This is a genomic window from Pyxidicoccus sp. M6, from assembly GCF_055568925.1.
The window spans coordinates 3,586,029-3,602,402 of sequence record NZ_CM145714.1; the positions used below are offsets into that span (position 1 = coordinate 3,586,029).

General features: G+C 70.1%; 13 protein-coding genes and 1 pseudogene. 3 read left to right on the top strand and 11 right to left on the bottom strand.

Going from position 1 to position 16,374, the window contains the following annotated elements; translation table 11 throughout:
- Positions 1-127 precede the first annotated feature (127 nt).
- The 4 genes from thrA to ACVTJA_RS14855 form a co-directional block, all read right to left on the bottom strand.
- Positions 128-2,587 (bottom strand): bifunctional aspartate kinase/homoserine dehydrogenase I, encoded by a 2,460-nt coding sequence (gene thrA, locus ACVTJA_RS14840; protein ID WP_465837021.1) that lies wholly within the window; start codon positions 2,585-2,587, stop codon positions 128-130.
- A 379-nt stretch (positions 2,588-2,966) separates the two neighbouring features.
- Positions 2,967-3,992, bottom strand: a complete 1,026-nt coding sequence (locus ACVTJA_RS14845; RefSeq protein ID WP_465837022.1) for an inorganic phosphate transporter — start codon at positions 3,990-3,992, stop codon at positions 2,967-2,969.
- A gap of 1 nt (position 3,993) precedes the next feature.
- A complete protein-coding gene (locus ACVTJA_RS14850) occupies positions 3,994-4,620 on the bottom strand; it encodes a DUF47 domain-containing protein (protein WP_465837023.1) in 627 nt (208 codons plus the stop codon).
- Between the two features lie 180 nt (positions 4,621-4,800).
- Entirely contained in the window at positions 4,801-5,211 is a 411-nt protein-coding gene (locus tag ACVTJA_RS14855; RefSeq protein ID WP_465837024.1) for a nuclear transport factor 2 family protein, read from the bottom strand.
- Positions 5,212-5,385: 174 nt separating this feature from the next.
- On the opposite strand from ACVTJA_RS14855, the gene ACVTJA_RS14860 reads away from it, so the two are divergent.
- Positions 5,386-6,972, top strand: a complete 1,587-nt coding sequence (locus ACVTJA_RS14860; RefSeq protein ID WP_465837025.1) for a sigma-54-dependent Fis family transcriptional regulator — start codon at positions 5,386-5,388, stop codon at positions 6,970-6,972.
- A gap of 13 nt (positions 6,973-6,985) precedes the next feature.
- On the opposite strand, the gene ACVTJA_RS14865 is transcribed toward ACVTJA_RS14860, so the two are convergent.
- From ACVTJA_RS14865 to ACVTJA_RS14875, 3 genes are all read right to left on the bottom strand, one after another.
- Positions 6,986-7,996 (bottom strand): zinc-dependent alcohol dehydrogenase family protein, encoded by a 1,011-nt coding sequence (locus tag ACVTJA_RS14865; protein WP_465837026.1) that lies wholly within the window; start codon positions 7,994-7,996, stop codon positions 6,986-6,988.
- Between the two features lie 71 nt (positions 7,997-8,067).
- Positions 8,068-8,421, bottom strand: a complete 354-nt coding sequence (trxA, locus tag ACVTJA_RS14870; protein WP_465837027.1) for a thioredoxin — start codon at positions 8,419-8,421, stop codon at positions 8,068-8,070.
- Positions 8,422-8,547: 126 nt separating this feature from the next.
- The gene (locus ACVTJA_RS14875; RefSeq protein WP_465837028.1) at positions 8,548-9,462 is read right to left on the bottom strand and encodes a LysR family transcriptional regulator; all 915 of its coding nucleotides are present in this window, start codon (positions 9,460-9,462) and stop codon (positions 8,548-8,550) included.
- Between the two features lie 157 nt (positions 9,463-9,619).
- Here ACVTJA_RS14875 and dusA point away from each other — a divergent pair, with 157 nt between their 5' ends.
- A complete protein-coding gene (dusA, locus tag ACVTJA_RS14880; protein WP_465837029.1) occupies positions 9,620-10,618 on the top strand; it encodes a tRNA dihydrouridine(20/20a) synthase DusA in 999 nt (332 codons plus the stop codon).
- Positions 10,619-10,854: 236 nt separating this feature from the next.
- Here the strand turns inward: dusA and ACVTJA_RS14885 are convergent, their stop codons facing one another.
- A complete protein-coding gene (locus tag ACVTJA_RS14885; RefSeq protein WP_465837030.1) occupies positions 10,855-11,415 on the bottom strand; it encodes a CGNR zinc finger domain-containing protein in 561 nt (186 codons plus the stop codon).
- On the bottom strand, positions 11,399-12,355 hold the full coding sequence (locus tag ACVTJA_RS14890; RefSeq protein ID WP_465837031.1) for an arginase family protein: 957 nt from the start codon (positions 12,353-12,355) through the stop codon (positions 11,399-11,401). Before ACVTJA_RS14890 ends, ACVTJA_RS14885 begins: the two co-directional genes overlap by 17 nt.
- Positions 12,356-12,953: 598 nt before the next feature.
- Here ACVTJA_RS14890 and ACVTJA_RS14895 point away from each other — a divergent pair.
- Positions 12,954-13,010 (top strand): annotated as a pseudogene (locus tag ACVTJA_RS14895) (hypothetical protein); the annotation flags it as partial.
- An 864-nt stretch (positions 13,011-13,874) separates the two neighbouring features.
- Here ACVTJA_RS14895 and ACVTJA_RS14900 read toward each other — a convergent pair.
- Both ACVTJA_RS14900 and ACVTJA_RS14905 read right to left on the bottom strand, forming a co-directional pair.
- The gene (locus tag ACVTJA_RS14900) at positions 13,875-14,711 is read right to left on the bottom strand and encodes a tetratricopeptide repeat protein (protein ID WP_465837032.1); all 837 of its coding nucleotides are present in this window, start codon (positions 14,709-14,711) and stop codon (positions 13,875-13,877) included.
- Positions 14,712-14,718: 7 nt separating this feature from the next.
- Positions 14,719-16,248: an acetyl-CoA hydrolase/transferase C-terminal domain-containing protein gene (locus ACVTJA_RS14905; protein WP_465840393.1), complete on the bottom strand. Its 1,530-nt coding sequence runs from the start codon at positions 16,246-16,248 to the stop codon at positions 14,719-14,721.
- Positions 16,249-16,374 lie beyond the last annotated feature (126 nt).

A 16,374-nucleotide genomic window follows, 5' to 3' on the forward strand; every position in this document is an offset into this window, starting at 1 on the left:
GCTCGCGAGTCGAGGGCAGGGGCGCATTCTGGGCAGTTCTCCGGGCAACTTCAAATGTCCCGAGCAGGCGGGCAGGCTCGGGCACCCGGAACAGGCCGGGCGCCCGTGCCGTCCTCACGCTCATTCTTCAGGGCAGCGGCCCCTCCACCAGCCGGAGCACGTCCGCGAGCACGCCGGCCGCCGTCACCGCCGCGCCCGCGCCGTAGCCGCGAATCACCAGCGGGGTGGGGCTGTAGCGCTCGGAGAGGAAGCTGAGCGCATTCTCGCCGCCCTTCACCGCCGCCAGCGGGTGCGCCATCGGGACGGGCACCAGCCCCACCGAGCAGCCCTCCGCGGTGACGCTGCCCACGTAGCGCAGCACCTTACCCTCCTTGCGCAGCGCCTCGGCGCGGTGCTGGAAGACGGCGTCCACCTTCGGCAGCCGCGCGAGGAACGCGTCCAGCGGACCGGACGCGTCGAAGTCTTCGGGCAGGAGCGACTCCAGCTTCACGCCCTCCAATTCCACCGAGCGGCCCAGCTCACGCGCGAGGATGAGCACCTTGCGCGCCACGTCCGTGCCCTGCAGGTCGTCACGCGGGTCCGGCTCCGTGAAGCGCCGCTCCATGGCCGTGCCCACGGCCTGGGACAGCGGCACGCCTTCTTCGACGAGCCCGAGGATGAAGGACAGCGAGCCGGAGAGGATGCCTTCGATGCGCAGCACCGTGTCGCCCGTGCGCACCATGTTCTTCAGCGTGTCGATGACGGGCAGGGCCGCGCCGACGTTCGTCTCGTAGAGGAAGCGGCGCTGGTGGCGCGAGGCCGTCTCGCGCAGCGTGCGCCAGTGGCTCCACCGGCCGGCGTTGGCCTTCTTGTTGGCCGTCACCACGTGGAGGCCGGCCTCCATCAGCGACGGGTAGGCGAGCGCCACGTCCTCGCTGCTGGTGCAGTCCACGAAGATGGGACGGCCGGGGCGCTTGGCGCGGGCCCAGTCGCGGAAGGTGTCCATCGCCGGGCCGTCTCCGCCCGCCTCGAGCCGCGCCTCCCAGCCCTCCAGCTCGATGCCCTCGCTGGAGGCCACGCAGTGCCGGCTGTTCGCAATCGCGCATACCCGCAGGTCCACGCCGTGCGCGCGCAGCTTGGGGGCCTGCTGGCGCACCTGTCGCAGCAGCTCGCCGCCTACGCTGCCCACTCCAGCCACCAGCAGCTCCACCACCTCCGTGGTGCCGAAGCAGCGGCCGTGCACGTGGGCCATGGCGCGCGGGCCGTCCGTCTCGGAGATGACGGCGGAGATGCTGCGCTCGCTGGAGCCCTGCGCAATCGCGGCGATGCTGCACCCCACGTCGGCCAGGGCGCTGAAGAACGTGCCCGCCACGCCCACGCGGTGGCGCATGCCGTCGCCGACGATGCTCAGAATCGCCAGCCCGCCCGTGCGCTCAATCGCGTCCACCTTGCCGGCCTCGCGCTCCACCTCGAAGGCGACTTCGAGCGCCTTCACGGCGCGCTCGGCCTCGGCCTGCTGGACGCAGAAGCTGATGGAGCACTCGCTGGAGCCCTGGGTGATGAGCACCACGGAGATGCCGGCGTGGGCCATGGACTCGAAGACGCGGGCGGCGGTGCCGGGGACGCCCTTGAGGCCCGCGCCGGCGATGTTGATGAGCGCGATGTCCCGGAGGAAGGACAGGCCGCGCACCGGGGCTTGCGGCGGAGCGGCGGCGGCCGTCACGCGGGTGCCGGGGTGCTCGGGGCGGAAGCTGTTGCAGACGCGCACGGGGATGCCGCGCTCGCGCGCCGGGGCAATCGTCTTCGGGTGGAGCACCTTCGCGCCGAAGTAGGCCAGCTCCATGGCCTCCTCGAAGCTCACCTCCGGCAGCGGGAAGGCCTCGGGCACCAGGCGCGGGTCCGCGCTGAAGATGCCGTCCACGTCCGTCCAGATTTCGAGCAGCTCCGCGTCCAGCGCCGCCGCCGCCAGCGCCGCCGAGTAGTCCGAGCCGCCGCGGCCGAGCGACAGCGTCTTGCCCTTGCCGTCACCGCCGAAGAAGCCCGGCATCAACATCAGCCCCGGGCCGCCCTCGCCGCGCAGCGGGGCGAAGCGCGAGCGAATCTCGTCCATCATCGGCGTGGCCTGGAGCGGGTCTCCCGAGCAGATGAGCACCTCGCGCGGGTCCACCGCCCTGGGCTCAAGGCCTCGCGCCTCCAGCAGCGCCTCGAGAATCAGGCACGCGGCGCGCTCACCCAGGCCCGACAGGTGCGCGAGCACGGAGGGGGAGCACTCGCGCAAGAGCCCCACGCCCTGGAGCAGGCCGCGCAACTCCGAGGCGAGCGCGGCGAGCCCTTCTTCGAGGGGCTTCTGGCGGGCGGGGCCCAGCTCGCCCGCCAGCTCGCGGGAGATTGCGGCGTGCGTCTCCTCGAAGCGGGCGCTCAGCGCGTCCACGGGGCCGCGCTCCTGGGCCACGCGCGCGGCGTCGATGAGGAGGTTGGTGATGCCGGACACAGCCGAGGCCACCAGCATGACGCGCGTCTCCTGGCGCGCCGCCGCGGCCAGGTCCACCACGCGGCGCATCTGCTGCGCGCCGCCCACGCTCGTGCCACCGAATTTCATCACGCGCATGGCGACACCTCGGCGTGCAGCGGCGCGGAGCGGGAGGACTGTGAGAGAGGCGTCTTCGGGGTGGGCTGCATTCGGGGCTCCTGAGAAGGGTGGTGCGAAAACGAAAAAGCCCCGCGCCTGGGAGCGCGGGGCCGAGCTGGGAGACCTGCGAAGGTGTCCGAGCTAGACCGCCCGCGCTCCGCGGGGAGTCGTAGTGGTGGTGGTAGTGGTGGTCGAAGCGGTGGCCGGGCGCACGGAGGCGGAGGACAGGTGTCCCTCGCCCAGCGCGATGCTCCCGTTCAGGCCGCTCATGAAACGGAAGGCTGGCTGAACTCGCGGATGCAAGTCAAGCCAGCCTCCCGGAAGGTGGTATTCGGTTGCAATACGTACGGGGGAGCTTTCAGCCCACCAGCCGCACGACTACCTGGGTGAGGCCGTAGACAATCACCGCCATGAGCGCGGCGGCGGGGATGGTGAACACCCAGGCCCAGATGATGCGACCCGCCACGCCCCACTTCACGGCGCGCCAGCCCTTGGTGGAGCCCACGCCCACGATTGCACCCGTAATCGTGTGGGTGGTGGACACGGGGATGCCCAGGTGCGCCAGCGCGATGATGGTGACGCCGCCGCCCGTCTCGGCGCTGAAGCCGCCAATCGGCGCCAGCTTGGTGAGGCTGTGGCCCATGGTGCGGACGATGCGCCAGCCGCCGAAGAACGTGCCCATGGCGATGGCCGCATGGCAGGAGATGATCATCCACCAGTCGATGTGGAACGGCCGGTCCTTCCAGATGGTGCCGAACAGCACCACCGCGATGATGCCCATCACCTTCTGCGCGTCATTGGTGCCGTGGCTGAACGAGAAGATGCCCGACGACACCAGCTGCAGCCGCCGGAACCACAAGTCCACCCGGAGTGGCGTCTGCTTGTGCACCGTCCACGTGCTCGCCAGCATCAGGGCCACGCCCAGCACCATGCCGATGAGCGGCGACAGCACGATGAAGGACGCAATCTTCGCGATGCCCGAGCCCACCAGCCCCTTGAAGCCGAGCACCGGCAGCGTGGCCCCAATCATTCCGCCCGCCAGCGCGTGAGACGAGGACGACGGCAGCCCCCACCACCACGTCAGCAGGTTCCAGGCAATCGCGCCCATCAGCGCGGAGAAGATGACGGCGAGCACCGCGGACGAGCCCTCGGCGCGCAGCATCTCGAAGTTGATGATGCCCTTGCCCATGGTGTTCGCCACGTGCACGCCACCGGCGAACGCGGCGATGAAGTTGAAGAACGCCGCCCAGGCCACCGCCAGGTTGGGTGACAGCACGCGCGTGGACACCACGGTGGCGATGGAGTTCGCCGCGTCGTGGAAGCCGTTGATGAAGTCGAAAATCAGGGCGACTGCGACGATGAGGACGACGGCGGTGAGTAGCATCTCAGGAGTGCTCCAGCACCACGCCTTCGATGATGTTGGCGACGCCCTGGCACTTGTCCGTCGCCGTCTCGATGAGGTCGTAGATTTCCTTCCACTTGATGACCGTCAGCGTGTCCACGCCGCTCTTGAAGAGCCGGCCCACGCCCGAGCGCAGCGCCTCGTCCGCCTGGGACTCCAGCTGCTTGATTTCCTTGCAGCCGGCCAGAATCTGCTCCGGCTTCTTGATGAGCCGCAGCGCCGCCACCACCTCCTGCACCTTCTGCGTGCTCAGCACCAGCAGCCGCGCCAGCTCCGTCGCATCCGGGAGGCTGGTCTGGATTTCGTAGTAGTGCAGCCGCGCCGCCGCGGCGTTCGTCAAGTCCAGCACGTCGTCGATGCGCGACAGCAGGTTGTGAATCTGCCCTCGGTCGAACGGGGTGATGAACTGCTGGTGCAGACGGTTGAAGGCGGTGTGCGTCACCTCGTCACCGCGGTGCTCAATCTCCTTCAGCTTCCGGACCCGCTCGGGCACGTCGCGGTAGTCCACCAGCAGCTCGTGCAGCAGCTTCGCGCCCTGCACGGTGACGGCACACTGCGCGTCGAAGTCGTCGAAGAACTCATCCGACTTGGGCATCAGCTTCTCGAGCATCCGTCCCTCCAGGCTGCCCGGGTGTCCGGGCTTCAATTCCCCGGGAGCCCGCCGTCAGACGGCCGTGACGCTCCCGTTTCGCGCCCGTGACTACCCTACCTGGAGAGAATCTCCACACTTCGTTTTATTTCACGGAGCGTGGTGGACGGCGGGCCCGGAGGACAGGCAGGCTCGCCCCCTTTAGCGGTAGCGCCGCTCGGCCTCGGAAATGGGGATGTCGTTGGCGCTCATGTCCCGGCGGCGCATGAGCCCCTCGGCGTCGAATTCCCAGTGCTCGTTGCCGTGCGTGCGGAACCACTGGCCGGCGGCGTCGCGCCACTCATACTCGAAGCGGACCGAGATGCGGTTGCCGGTGAAGGCCCACAGCTCCTTCATGAGCCGGTAGTCCAGCTCCTTTTCCCACTTGCGGCGGAGGAAGGCCTTGATGGCCTCGCGGCCCCGGAAGAACTCGGTGCGGTTGCGCCACTCGGAGTCCTCCGTGTACGCGAGCGCCACCCGCTCCGGGTCCCTGCTGTTCCATGCGTCCTCGGCCGCCTGCACCTTGGCGCGCGCCGTCTCGAGGGTGAAGGGAGGGCGAAGGGGAGATGCCATGGAGAGCTCCTTTTCATTCAGGTGAAGGGTTCGCCTACTGGGATTGCAGCGCGCGTGCCGGCCGGTGTCCCTCGGGAGCGCGCCTCCGGGGCACCACGAGATTTCGTGGACACCGAAAAGCCGGCACGAGAAGTCGTGGTGCTCGCGCGGAGGCTTTCGGGTTAGGGAAGGGGCATGTACGCGGAGGCGCTCCAGTCCATCGCCCTGGCCGTGGCGCAGGTCCGCTCGGTGGACCGGGTGCTGGCGCGCATCGTCCAGGGGCTCGCCGCCCAGCCGGACGTGGCCCTGGCGCGCCTGTGGCTCATCGAACCCGGGGACATCTGCGGCGTCTGCCCCATGCGCGCCGAGTGCCCGGACTCCGCGCGCTGCCTGCACCTGGCGGCGAGCGCGGGGGCCTCGCGCGAGTCACCCGGCGAGGAGTGGACGCGGCTGGATGGCGCGTTCCGCCGCTTTCCATTGGGCGTGCGCAAGGTGGGGCATATCGGCAGGACGGGCGAGCCCGTGCTCCTCCAGAGCCTGGGCGGGCAGGCGGACTGGCTGGTGCACAAGGACTGGGCGCGGCGCGAGGGCATCCGGAGCTTCGCGGGCCAGCCGCTCGTCTTCCGGGGCGACGTGCTGGGCGTGCTGGCGGTGTTCAGCCGGCGCGAGCTCGGCGAGCGGGAGTTCTCCTGGCTGCGCACCTTCGCGGACCACGCGGCGGTGGCGCTGGCCAACGCGCGCGCCTTCGAGGAGGTGGCGCGGCTGCGCGCGCAGCTGGAGCTGGAGCGTGACTCCCTGCGCGAGGAGGTGAAGGACGCGCACTCCTTCGGGGAAATCGTCGGCCGCGGCGCCGCGCTCCAGCGGGTCCTCCAGCAGCTCCAGCCGGTGGCCGCCACCACGGCCAGCGTGCTCATCCTCGGGGAGTCCGGCGTGGGCAAGGAGCTCATCGCCCGCGCCATCCACGAGCAGAGTCCGCGCCGCGAGCGGCCCCTCATCCGCGTCAACTGCGCCTCCATTCCCCGCGAGCTGTTCGAGAGCGAGTTCTTCGGCCACGTGAAGGGCGCCTTCACCGGCGCGCTGCGGGACAGGGCCGGCCGCTTCCAGGCGGCGGAGGGCGGCACGCTCTTCCTCGACGAGGTGGGGGAGATTCCCCTGGAGCTGCAGAGCAAGCTGCTCCGCGTGCTGCAGGAGGGTACCTTCGAGCGCGTGGGCGAGGACGTCACGCGCAAGGTGGACGTGCGCATCATCGCCGCCACCAACCGTGACTTGAAGGCCGAGGTCGCCGCGGGCCGCTTCCGCGAGGACCTCTACTACCGGCTCGGCGTCTTTCCCATGGAAGTGCCTCCGTTGCGCGAGCGCCGGGACGACATTCCCCTGCTGGCCGAGCACCTCCTCCGGCGCATCTCCGCGAAGCTCAACCTGCCGCTGCCACGTCTCTCACGAGCCCATGTGCTGGCGCTCCAGCGCTACGACTGGCCGGGCAACGTGCGTGAGCTGGAGAACGTGCTGGAGCGCGCGGCCATCCTCTCGCGCGGGGGACGGCTGCGGCTGGATGGGGCATTGCCCGAAGCGAAGGGCGCTCCGCCGCCACGCGAGCGCAGGGAGTCCGCGCCCTTCGTCGCCGAGAAGGAATGGCGCCAGCGCGAGCGGAAGAACCTGGAGGCCGCGCTTGCCGCGGCGGGCGGCAAGGTCTACGGCGCGGGAGGCGCGGCTGAGCTGCTGGGCCTTGCGCCCACCACGCTGGCCTCGCGCCTCAAGGCGCTGGGCATCAAGGTCCGCTGACGCGGCACCCGCTTCAGAGCTTGATGACAATCTTCCCGAAGTGCGCGCCCGCCTCCATGTAGCGCAGCGCCTCGCGCGCCTCGTCGAGCGGGAAGACGCGGTCGATGACGGGCTTCAGCTTGTGCTGGGTGATGACGCGGTTCATGTCCTCGAACATGGCGCGGCTGCCCACGTAGATGTTGTGCACGTTCAGCTTCTTCGCCTCGACGATGGCGGGGTCCGGCTTCGCGAAGCCGCCGCTGAGCATGCCGATGAGGTGGATGTGCCCGCCAGGCCGCGTGGCCGCGAACGAGTGGGGCAGCGTCTCGGCCCCGCCCACCTCCAGCACGTGGTCCACACCCTGGCCGCCCGTGAGCTGGAGCACCGGCGTCTCCCAGTCCGGGTGCTTCTTGTAGTTGACGGTGCCGTCCGCTCCGAGCGCCTTCGCGCGCTCCAGCTTCGCGTCCTGGCTGGAGGTGATGACGACGCGGGCCCCGAGCGCGCGGGCGAATTGGAGCGCGAAGATGGAGACGCCGCCGGTGCCCTGCGCCAGCACCGTCTGGCCCGGCTTCAGTCCGCCCTCGGGCACCAGCGCGTTCCAGACCGTCACGGCCGCGCACGGCAGTGTCGAGCCATCCTCGAAGGAGAAGTGCTCCGGCAGGTGCACCAGCCCTTCCGCGTCCACGACGACGTACTCCGCGAGCACGCCGTCCACGCTGCCGCCCAGCGCGTTGGCCGCCTTCTCCTGTGTCCTCGGGCCGTCCGTCCACGTCTGGAAGAAGGTGGGCGCCACGCGGTCCCCGGGCTTCACCCGGGTGACGCCGGCGCCCACTGCCACCACCTCGCCGGCGCCGTCGGACGTGGGGATGAGATTCGGCGGGCGGCTGCCCGGGTACCTGCCCAGGGCGATGAACAGGTCGCGGTAGTTGAGGGACACCGCGCGGATGCGCACCAGGGCCTGACCCGGCCCCGGCTTCGGCTCCGGACGCTCCACCTGCACCCAGCCCTCGATGCTGCCCGTCTTCTGGAGTTCGATTGCTTTCATGCGCGCATCACTAGCCATGTCCGTGAGGGAATGCCACGAACATGGCCGGGCCCCGGGCGGCCCTGCGCGGCTCAGAACGTCGCGTTGAGGCTGACCTCCGCGAGGAACGGGCGCAATTCCTCTTCCAGCCGCTTGCGTGGCATGGCCCCGACGAGCTGCTTCACCACCTTGCCGTCCCTGAAGACGAGCAGCGTGGGCATGGCGCGGATGCCGTACTGCTGCGCCGTCTCCATGTGGTCGTCGGTGGAAATCTTGGTGAACTTCATCCGGCCCCGCCACTCGGTGGCCAGCGCGTCCAGCATGGGCGCGATGATGCGGCACGGCGGGCACCACGCGGCCGTGAAGTCCACCACCACCGGCTCCTCCGCTTCGAGCACCTCGCGCCGGAAGTCCGCGTCCCCCAGCTCGATGACATTCCCAGCCATGACTTCATCCTCCTCGTCGGGCCACGGCCTGCATGGCCGAGGCTCCCGGTACGGAGGAAGGTGTAATGGTGGGGGAGGCCCGGGACGAGAGCCCCCGGCGCAACGGATTGTTCCGCGAAGCGCCCCCTACGTCTCCGGCTCCCAGGGGAGCGAGGCGCTGCGCTCGGACAGCAGCGTCAGGAAGGCGCGCACCTTGGGCGGCAACTGCCGGCTGCTGGGGTAGACGGCGAAGATGGGGATGCCCGGCGGCGTCACGTCCTCCAGTACCGGGACGAGCAGCCCCGCGCGCACGTCGTCCACGACGAGCGACGCCGGAAGCCGCACCACGCCCAGGCCCGCGCGCGCGGCGGCCTGTCCGGCGCGCACGCTGGGCACGCGCAGCCGGCCCGCCACGGGCACCGTCTTCGCGCGCCGGCCCTCGCCGAAGAACCACACCTCGTCCGTGCCCGGCTCCGCGAGGAGGACGCACTCGTGGCCCCGCAGCTCGTCCGCCGAGTGGGGCGTGCCGTGGCGGCTGAGATAGCTGGGGCTGGCGTAGTAGCCCGTGCGCAGGCGCCCCAGCCGGCGGGCCATCAACGTGGAGTCCGCCAGCGGCCCGGTGCGCAGGGCCAAATCATATTCCTCGGCGATGAGGTCCACGTGGGCCTCGGCGAGGGACACCTCCACGCGCATGCGCGGCTGGTGCAGGAGGAGCTCGGCGATGAGCGGCGTGAGCAGCTCGCCGAGCAGCGACAGGGTGGCGAGGCGCAGCGTGCCCTGGGGCGTGCCGCGCGACTCGCTCACCGCGCGGTTGACCTCACGCGCCTCGGCGACGAGCCGCGCGCAGTGGGCGTGGTAGTCGCGGCCCGCCTCGGTCAGGCGCAGCCTGCGCGTGTTGCGCTCGAGCAGGCGGATGCCCAGCCGCTCCTCCAGCGCGGCGAGGCGGCGGCTCACCGTGGATTTGCGCAGGCCCAGCCTTTCGGCGGCGGAGGTGATTCCGCCCGTCGCTATGACTTCGACGAAGAGCAGCATGTCATCCAGGAGGGGAGGGCTCGGGGACACGGGGGTAGCCTACAGGGGACGGATGTCCGCCTCCTCGCTCTCCGTGCGTGCTGGAGGCAAAGAGGGGTGGGCAGGGACGGGAAAGCCGGGTAGATGCACCCGGCAGGGGAGCGGCCTCGCTTCGAGGGACGCTCCAGCCGCTCCCCCGGGTTCTTCCATGATGCCGCCTCGCCCCATTCCGCTGTGTGTCGCGCCGATGATGGACTGGACGGACCGGAACTGCCGGTACTTCCACCGGCTGCTCAGCCGTCACACGCTCCTCTACACGGAGATGGTGACCACGGGGGCCGTCATCCACGGAGACCGCGAGCGGCTCCTGGGCTACGAGCCCGCGGAGCACCCGGTGGCGCTCCAGCTCGGAGGCTCGGAGCCCGCCGCGCTCGCCGAGTCCGCGCGCATCGGCCAGGAGTGGGGCTACGACGAAATCAACCTCAACTGCGGCTGCCCGAGCGACCGCGTCCAGTCCGGCCGCTTCGGTGCGTGTCTCATGGCGGAGCCGGACCTCGTCGCGCGGCTGGTGGGCGCCATGCGGGACGCGGTGAGCATCCCCGTCACGGTGAAGTCGCGCATCGCCATCGACGAGCTGGAGGAGTGGCCGACGCTGGAGGCGTTCATCCGCAAGGTGTCGGCCGCGGGCTGCACGCGCTTCATCGTCCATGCGCGCAAGGCGTGGTTGCAGGGGCTGAGCCCGAAGGAGAACCGGGACGTGCCGCCGCTGCGCTACGAGCTCGTCTACCGGCTCAAGTCCGAGTTCCCCCACCTGGACATCAGCATCAACGGTGGCATCAAGACGCTGGACTCCGCCGCCGAGCACCTGAAGCACGTGGATGGGGTGATGATGGGCCGCGCCATCTACGAGAACCCGTACCTGCTCGCGGAGGCGGACCGCCGCTTCTTCGGCGCGCGGGAGGCTCCGCCCGAGCGCCACGCCGTGGTGGAGGCGATGCTCCCGTACGTCGAGCGGCGCATGAGTCAGGGCGCGCCGCTAGGCGCCATCACCCGGCACATGCTCGGCCTCTTCCAGGGGCTGCCCGGTGCGCGCGCCTGGCGCCGGCACCTGAGTGAGAACGCGCACAAGTCGGGGGCGGGGCCCGAGGTGCTGATGGCCGCGCTCGCGAAGGTGCGCCGCTCGCCCGAGGCAGACGTCGCGGCGTAGCGGCGGGCTCCCGGCACGCGTCCAGGTCCATCGCCGACTCGGAGCCGGGGCGGATGGCCGTCGGCCAGTCGATGCCATCCAATGTCGACAAGGTCGGCCACTTCACGCGGGGGCTGGCAGTCCTCCACGAAGCTGGGCTGTGGAGCCGCGACCGCCGCTGATGGCAAGACGACCTTCATGGCTGCAACGACGCTCCGGCTGGCAATTCCCGGGGGCGTACGCCCAGGAAGAGTGCCTCAGCGTGCCTGTCGCGCGGCGCCGGTGCGGAAGCGCTGGAGCTTCATCCGGTTGCCGCAGATGCGCATGCTGCACCAGCGCCCGGAGCGGTTCTTCGACGTGTCGTAGAAGGCGCTCTGGCAGTCGCCGGCGGGGCAGAGCTTCAGCCGCTCCCAGCGTCCATCCCGCTGGGCGGTGGCCATCGCCGCGAAGAGGCTCCCCAGGGCCTTCCAACCCCCTTGCGCGGCCGGGCGGAGCGTCACGCCGCCGGAGTCGAAGCCCACTGTGAGCGGGCTGGCCGCGGCCACGCGCTCCAGCGTACGTAGCTCCGCCGGGGGCAGGGGTTCGCCATTGTGCGCGAGCAGCACTGCGCGCAGCGCCTCGCGCACCTGGATGGCGGCGGTGAAGGCCTCGGGCGACACCGTGTCTCCTGGCGACAGGAGCCCCCGGGCGCGGAACCAGCCGGCGAGCGCCACGGGCGTGGGCACGTCGTCGAGCAGCTTCTCCACGTCCAGCGTGTTGACGAAGTCGCGCAGCAGCACGACGTCCGAGGGCAGCTCGGCGCTATGGGGAGAGGCCATCGGCTCCAGCCTGCCGCGTCCGGGGCGGTGAGGCCAGCGCCCCGAGCCCATGGACCAGCACGTCCGTCAGCACGCGGGCGGCCGTGCGCTCGGGGTCGAGGCTCGGGTCGTAGATGGTGACGTCGACGCCCGCGACGCGTCCGGAGCCGGCGAGCAGCGCCAGCACCTCGCTCAACTCCTCCGGCCGCAACCCGTCCGGCTGCCGCGAGTCCACCGCGGGCATCACCGCGTCATCCATGACGTCCGCGTCGAGGTGAATCCAGAAGCCCTCCAAGCCCGGCGCCCGGAGGCGTGACAGGACGCGCTCCATGGACGCGGAGATGCCGTCGCGGCGCAGGGTGGCCAGGTCCAGGTAGAGCATGGCGGTGTCCCGGGCGCGCTCGGCGCCCACGCCGCCGCCCCAGTCGTCCGGGTCCCTCACGCCGAGCAATGCGACGTCCGCGTCACGCACGAGAGGTCCGCGTCCCTCGAGGTTGGAGAGCACGGCCGAGCCACGGCCGGTGGAGAACCACAGGTCCATGCCGGCGACACCCCCGAGGGGCGATGCCGACGGAGGCCAGAAGTCCGTGTGCCCGTCCAGGAAGGCGAGCCCATGACGCGCCCCGGTCCGCTTCAATCCCAGCAGGCACCCGAGCAGGATGCTGCAATCACCACCGAGCACCACCGGCACGCGAGAGGCAAGGCGCGCCGCCTCCACCACATCCGCGAGCCGGTGCGCCAGGTCCACGATGCCGGGAGCGTTGTGGACGCCGACGACGGAATCCCGCTCCGGAACATAGGGCCCGGGAGTCACAGTGGCCTCCAACGCCACTCCGAGCCTTCGGCCCAGCCCCGCCTCCATCAAGGCCTCCGGGAGCAGGTCCACCCGGGGGGCGCGCCCATCCGGACGGCTCAATCCCAGGAAGGAAGGGGCGGCAATGAGGGCGATGGGGGACGGCATGTGTGCCTCCGGCCGAAATCGGCATGTAACCGCATAAAGTCGTTTACTGGTTATTTCAACGCTAGGGACACCGCTGTCGAGGTTCAACCGGTAAAACGGTTTGGATGGTGTCGCGGTCGGTGGCGCCTGGATGATTTCCCGGGCGTCCATCCCTGCCCCTGCCGCGGCTGAGCTGGAAGGAACCTTCGTTCCACGCGTCAGCCAGCTCGCCATCGGCAGACTCGACTCTCGCCATTCTTGACCGATTCCCTCGGGTCTCCCTCTGGGGCGCCCCAAAGAAGCGAAGGGCGAGTCAGAGCCTCCGTTGCTGCATGCACGTCGCGCGAGACCCGCCGTGATGGCCGGGGCTCCCGCATCCATGTTCCCAGACTGTGAGACAGGCGCAGACCACGCCCTGCGCGGACCGTATGTCGCGAGCGGTTCCTCCGGGGCTACTCCCCTGGTCTCGCGCCCATGTCAGACCCACCCGGTAGATAGGCAGGCGTGGAAGTAATGTTCGTTCCAGCCGCCGGTCGTCCGGAGCGGGTGGGGAGGGGAAGGGGCCATGTGGATTCTGGAGCACATGCATGCCAACGCGATGGGCGAGGCGGCGGGGGTGATGGCGCTGCGGGGGTACGACAACGTGCACGCGTCGGAGCTGGCGCTGGCGATGCGCATGTCGGTGGGCACTCTCTATCGCCGTTACGGCAGCAAGCGAGGCTTCGCGCTCGCGGTGCGAGACTTCGCCGAGAACACCCTGTGCCACCGGGCGCGCGTTGCCTTCGAATGTGCGCATGGCAGGCCGGAGCTGGGCTTTCGCCAGGCCTTCTTCGACTTCTGGAACGAGCTGGTCGCCGAGGCACTGAGAGAGCCGGGACTCTTTGCCTTCACGTTCCTGCACTGGCACCCGCGCGACCCCGGGCCCCATGCGCGCCACACCTATCTGCCCTACATGCCGCGCTCGCTCGGGCCTGTGCCGCCAGACGCGATGGGTGTGTATGCGCCATCCTCTACCGGGACAGGTACAGGGGTTCCACCTGCGGCAGGTGATTGGGAGGAGTCCGGTGCCCGTGCCGCGGAGCCGGATGCTCCGGGCTCCTCATGGTCGCGGAGGGCAGACGCTGGACTGGACGCGATGGAGGCGGATGCTCCAGATGCCTCGCTGGAGACTCCGGGCCCGTATGAGTCGAGCCGCCCGGGGCCGCGTGCGCTGCGCGCGCTGGGGCCACAGTCGCATGGTCGGGCGGTGCGTGCGCTGGTGCGCGAGGTGTTGAGATACGGCGAGCAAGAGGGCGCGCTGGTTCCGGGGAGCGCCCGCGTCGGTGAGGGCCTCATCTGGGGCGCGCTGGTGGAGTTGGTGCGCGCGCCGGCCGAGGAGGGCACGCTGGTGACAGAAGCCGAGGTGCTCGCCTCGGGCAATATTCTGTGGCGTGCGCTGGCGTCCGCCGAAGATCCGGGGCCTCAACGCATGGACCCGTCTCCTTCGGATGCCTCCGCGCCTCCGTCCGAGGCGTCAGGCAGTGTCACTGACTCACGGGTGTCAGCGCCGCATGGACTCCGCGAGTCCGGCGCGCAATGCGTCCAGCAGTCGGGGCGGATCTCCCTCGCGGAAAGCAGCGAGCCCCGCCTCGAAGTCGGCGCGGGCTCCATCCGCATCTCCCAGCCGAGCCCTGAGCACGCCCCGCTGCCACAGCAGCTCCGGGTCCACGTCCTCCCCTGCCTGCGTGGCAAGCGCGTCCGAGAGGTCCGTCACCGCCTCCGCCAGCATTCCCAGCCGTGCCCGCACCGACGCGCGCTGCTGGAGCAGCCACGGATTGCCCGGGTCCTCCGCCACCGCGAGCGTCCAGTCCCGCTCCGCCTCCGCATCTCTCCCCAGCGCCTCCAACGATTCCGCGCGCTTCATGTGGATGACGAGTGCCTTGCGGTACCCCCCTGCCACCAGCGCGTCGAAGTCCGCCACCGCCTCCTCGTGCCGTCCCAGCCGCGCCAGCGAGAGTGCCCGGTGCAGTCGCGTGGTGTTGTGCCCGGGCGCCAGCTCCAGCACCCGCTCGTACCAGACGAGTGCCTGCGCTGGCTCGCCGCCCCAGATGCCCAGCGTCTGCCCCAGCTCGCTCAGGATGCGCACCTGCCGCGGGTACGTCTCCGCGAGCTGCCGGATGAGCGCGAGCGCCGACGCGTATCGGCCGCTGCGCCGCAGCCGGTCCACCTCGCGCATCTGCTCGGACACCTCGGGAGGCCAGGCCTCGCGCCCGTTCCGCTCCACCGCGCGCATCTGCTCGGGCATCTCGGGGGGCGGGGCCTTGCGTTCGTTCTGCTCCACCTCGGGCATCTGCTCGGAGACCTCGGGAGGCGAGGCCTCACGTCCGTTCCGCTCCATCCCCGGCTCACCCGCCCCGGGGGAAGTTGCGGCACGCCTCGTCGTACTCCTGCCACCACTTGTTCAGCGCCTGCATGTCCGTGGCGCGCGGCTCGTCGCCGGCCCCCGCCATGTCCAGGTACCCCTTCAAGAGCGGCCGGAAGTGCGGGTGCGCGCAGCGCTCGATGATGTCCTGCGCCCGCCGCTTCGGTGAGCGGATGTCCATGTTCAGCGCGTAGCCCTGCTCGGTGACGACGCACTTGATGTCGTGCTCGGTGTGGTCGATGTGTCGGACGTACGGCATGACACAACTCACCGTCCGCCCGTCCTTCAGTCGCCGCGTGGATGGCGTGTGGACGATGCTCAGGTACGCATTGCGGAAGAAGTCCCCCGAGCCGCCCAGCCCGTTGACGATGCGCGAGCCGTCGATGTGCGTGGAGTTGACGTGCCCATAGATGTCCACCTCGATGGGCGTGTTCATCGCGATGACGAACAGCCGCGAGATGATTTCAGGGCTGTTGGACAGCCACATCGGCCGGAGCACCAGCCTGTCGCGGCAGCGCTCGAACAGCTCCATGAAGCGGCGGCGCCCGTCAGCGGAGAAGGACACCGCGGTGGCCGACGCGTACTCGAACTTCGCGTCGTCCTCCACGTAGCGCAGCATTCCGTCCTGGAACACCTCGGTCCAGAATCGAATCTTCTGGAAGGGTGAGTCATACAGCTCGCCGATGATGGCGTTGGCCACGTTGCCCACGCCGGACTGAATCGGCGGCAGGCGCTTGCCCCAGCTGAACTGCTCGCGGCACTGGAGCAGGAAGTCCACCACGTTGCGCGCAATCCGCTTGTCCGTGTCGTCCGCCGCCTTGAAGGGCACCGGGTGGTCCGGCGTGCGGGACTCCACGACCGCCACCACCTTGTGCACGTCCAGCTCCACGTATGGCGTGCCGATGCGGTCCCTCACATTCACCACCGGCAGCGGCCAGCCCACGTGCGGGTGGGTGGCGGGCGCGACGATGTCGTGGAAGCCCGTGTAGTCCGGCACCGAGGTGTTCACCTCGAGGACAATCTTCTTCGCGCGGGCGAGCGCCTCCACGCTGATGCCCACCGAGGACGTGAGGACGACGCTCCCGTCGGGGCGGATGCGTGACACCTCCACCACGGCCACGTCGATGTCGCCGTAGAAGCCGTACATCAGGTTGCGCGCGAAGGCGGACAGGTGGACGTCGGTGAAGTCCATCTCCCCGGCGTGGATGCGCTTGCGCGACGCGGTGGAGGACATGTACGGGCCGCGCTTGCGGATGAAGGGCGCCAGGGGACCTTCCACGTCTTCAGAGAGCGAGGCCCCCGACAGCAGGGTGATGCGCGCCTGCGGCAGGGACTGGGAGAAGTGGAAGGCGAGCGCGGGGAGGAAGGTCTTCGGCTCACCCGACTTGGTGAAGCCGCTGATGGCCAGCGTGCTGCCGTCCGCCACGTGCTTCACCGCCTCCTCGACGGGGACGACCTTGGCCAGCAGCTCGGTGTTCTCGATGCGTTCCTTCAGGGAGCTCGTGAAAGTCATATCCATGGGGACAACGGCCGGGAGAGGGTGGCCGTTCTCGCGGGCGGGAAGATGACACACCGCGTGCTCGCCGGGTGGGCGGGGTGAAGAGCGGGGGCCCGCTCCTGGAGGTGGGCGCTCATACCC

Coding starts and splice junctions, on each gene's coding strand:
- thrA (WP_465837021.1), bottom strand. CDS start 2,587: ATGCGCGTGATGAAATTCGGTGGCACGAGCGTGGGCGGCGCGCAGCAG.
- ACVTJA_RS14845 (WP_465837022.1), bottom strand. CDS start 3,992: ATGCTACTCACCGCCGTCGTCCTCATCGTCGCAGTCGCCCTGATTTTC.
- ACVTJA_RS14850 (WP_465837023.1), bottom strand. CDS start 4,620: ATGCTCGAGAAGCTGATGCCCAAGTCGGATGAGTTCTTCGACGACTTC.
- ACVTJA_RS14855 (WP_465837024.1), bottom strand. CDS start 5,211: ATGGCATCTCCCCTTCGCCCTCCCTTCACCCTCGAGACGGCGCGCGCC.
- ACVTJA_RS14860 (WP_465837025.1), top strand. CDS start 5,386: ATGTACGCGGAGGCGCTCCAGTCCATCGCCCTGGCCGTGGCGCAGGTC.
- ACVTJA_RS14865 (WP_465837026.1), bottom strand. CDS start 7,996: ATGAAAGCAATCGAACTCCAGAAGACGGGCAGCATCGAGGGCTGGGTG.
- trxA (WP_465837027.1), bottom strand. CDS start 8,421: ATGGCTGGGAATGTCATCGAGCTGGGGGACGCGGACTTCCGGCGCGAG.
- dusA (WP_465837029.1), top strand. CDS start 9,620: ATGATGCCGCCTCGCCCCATTCCGCTGTGTGTCGCGCCGATGATGGAC.
- ACVTJA_RS14885 (WP_465837030.1), bottom strand. CDS start 11,415: ATGGCCTCTCCCCATAGCGCCGAGCTGCCCTCGGACGTCGTGCTGCTG.
- ACVTJA_RS14890 (WP_465837031.1), bottom strand. CDS start 12,355: ATGCCGTCCCCCATCGCCCTCATTGCCGCCCCTTCCTTCCTGGGATTG.
- ACVTJA_RS14900 (WP_465837032.1), bottom strand. CDS start 14,711: ATGGAGCGGAACGGACGTGAGGCCTCGCCTCCCGAGGTCTCCGAGCAG.
- ACVTJA_RS14905 (WP_465840393.1), bottom strand. CDS start 16,248: ATGACTTTCACGAGCTCCCTGAAGGAACGCATCGAGAACACCGAGCTG.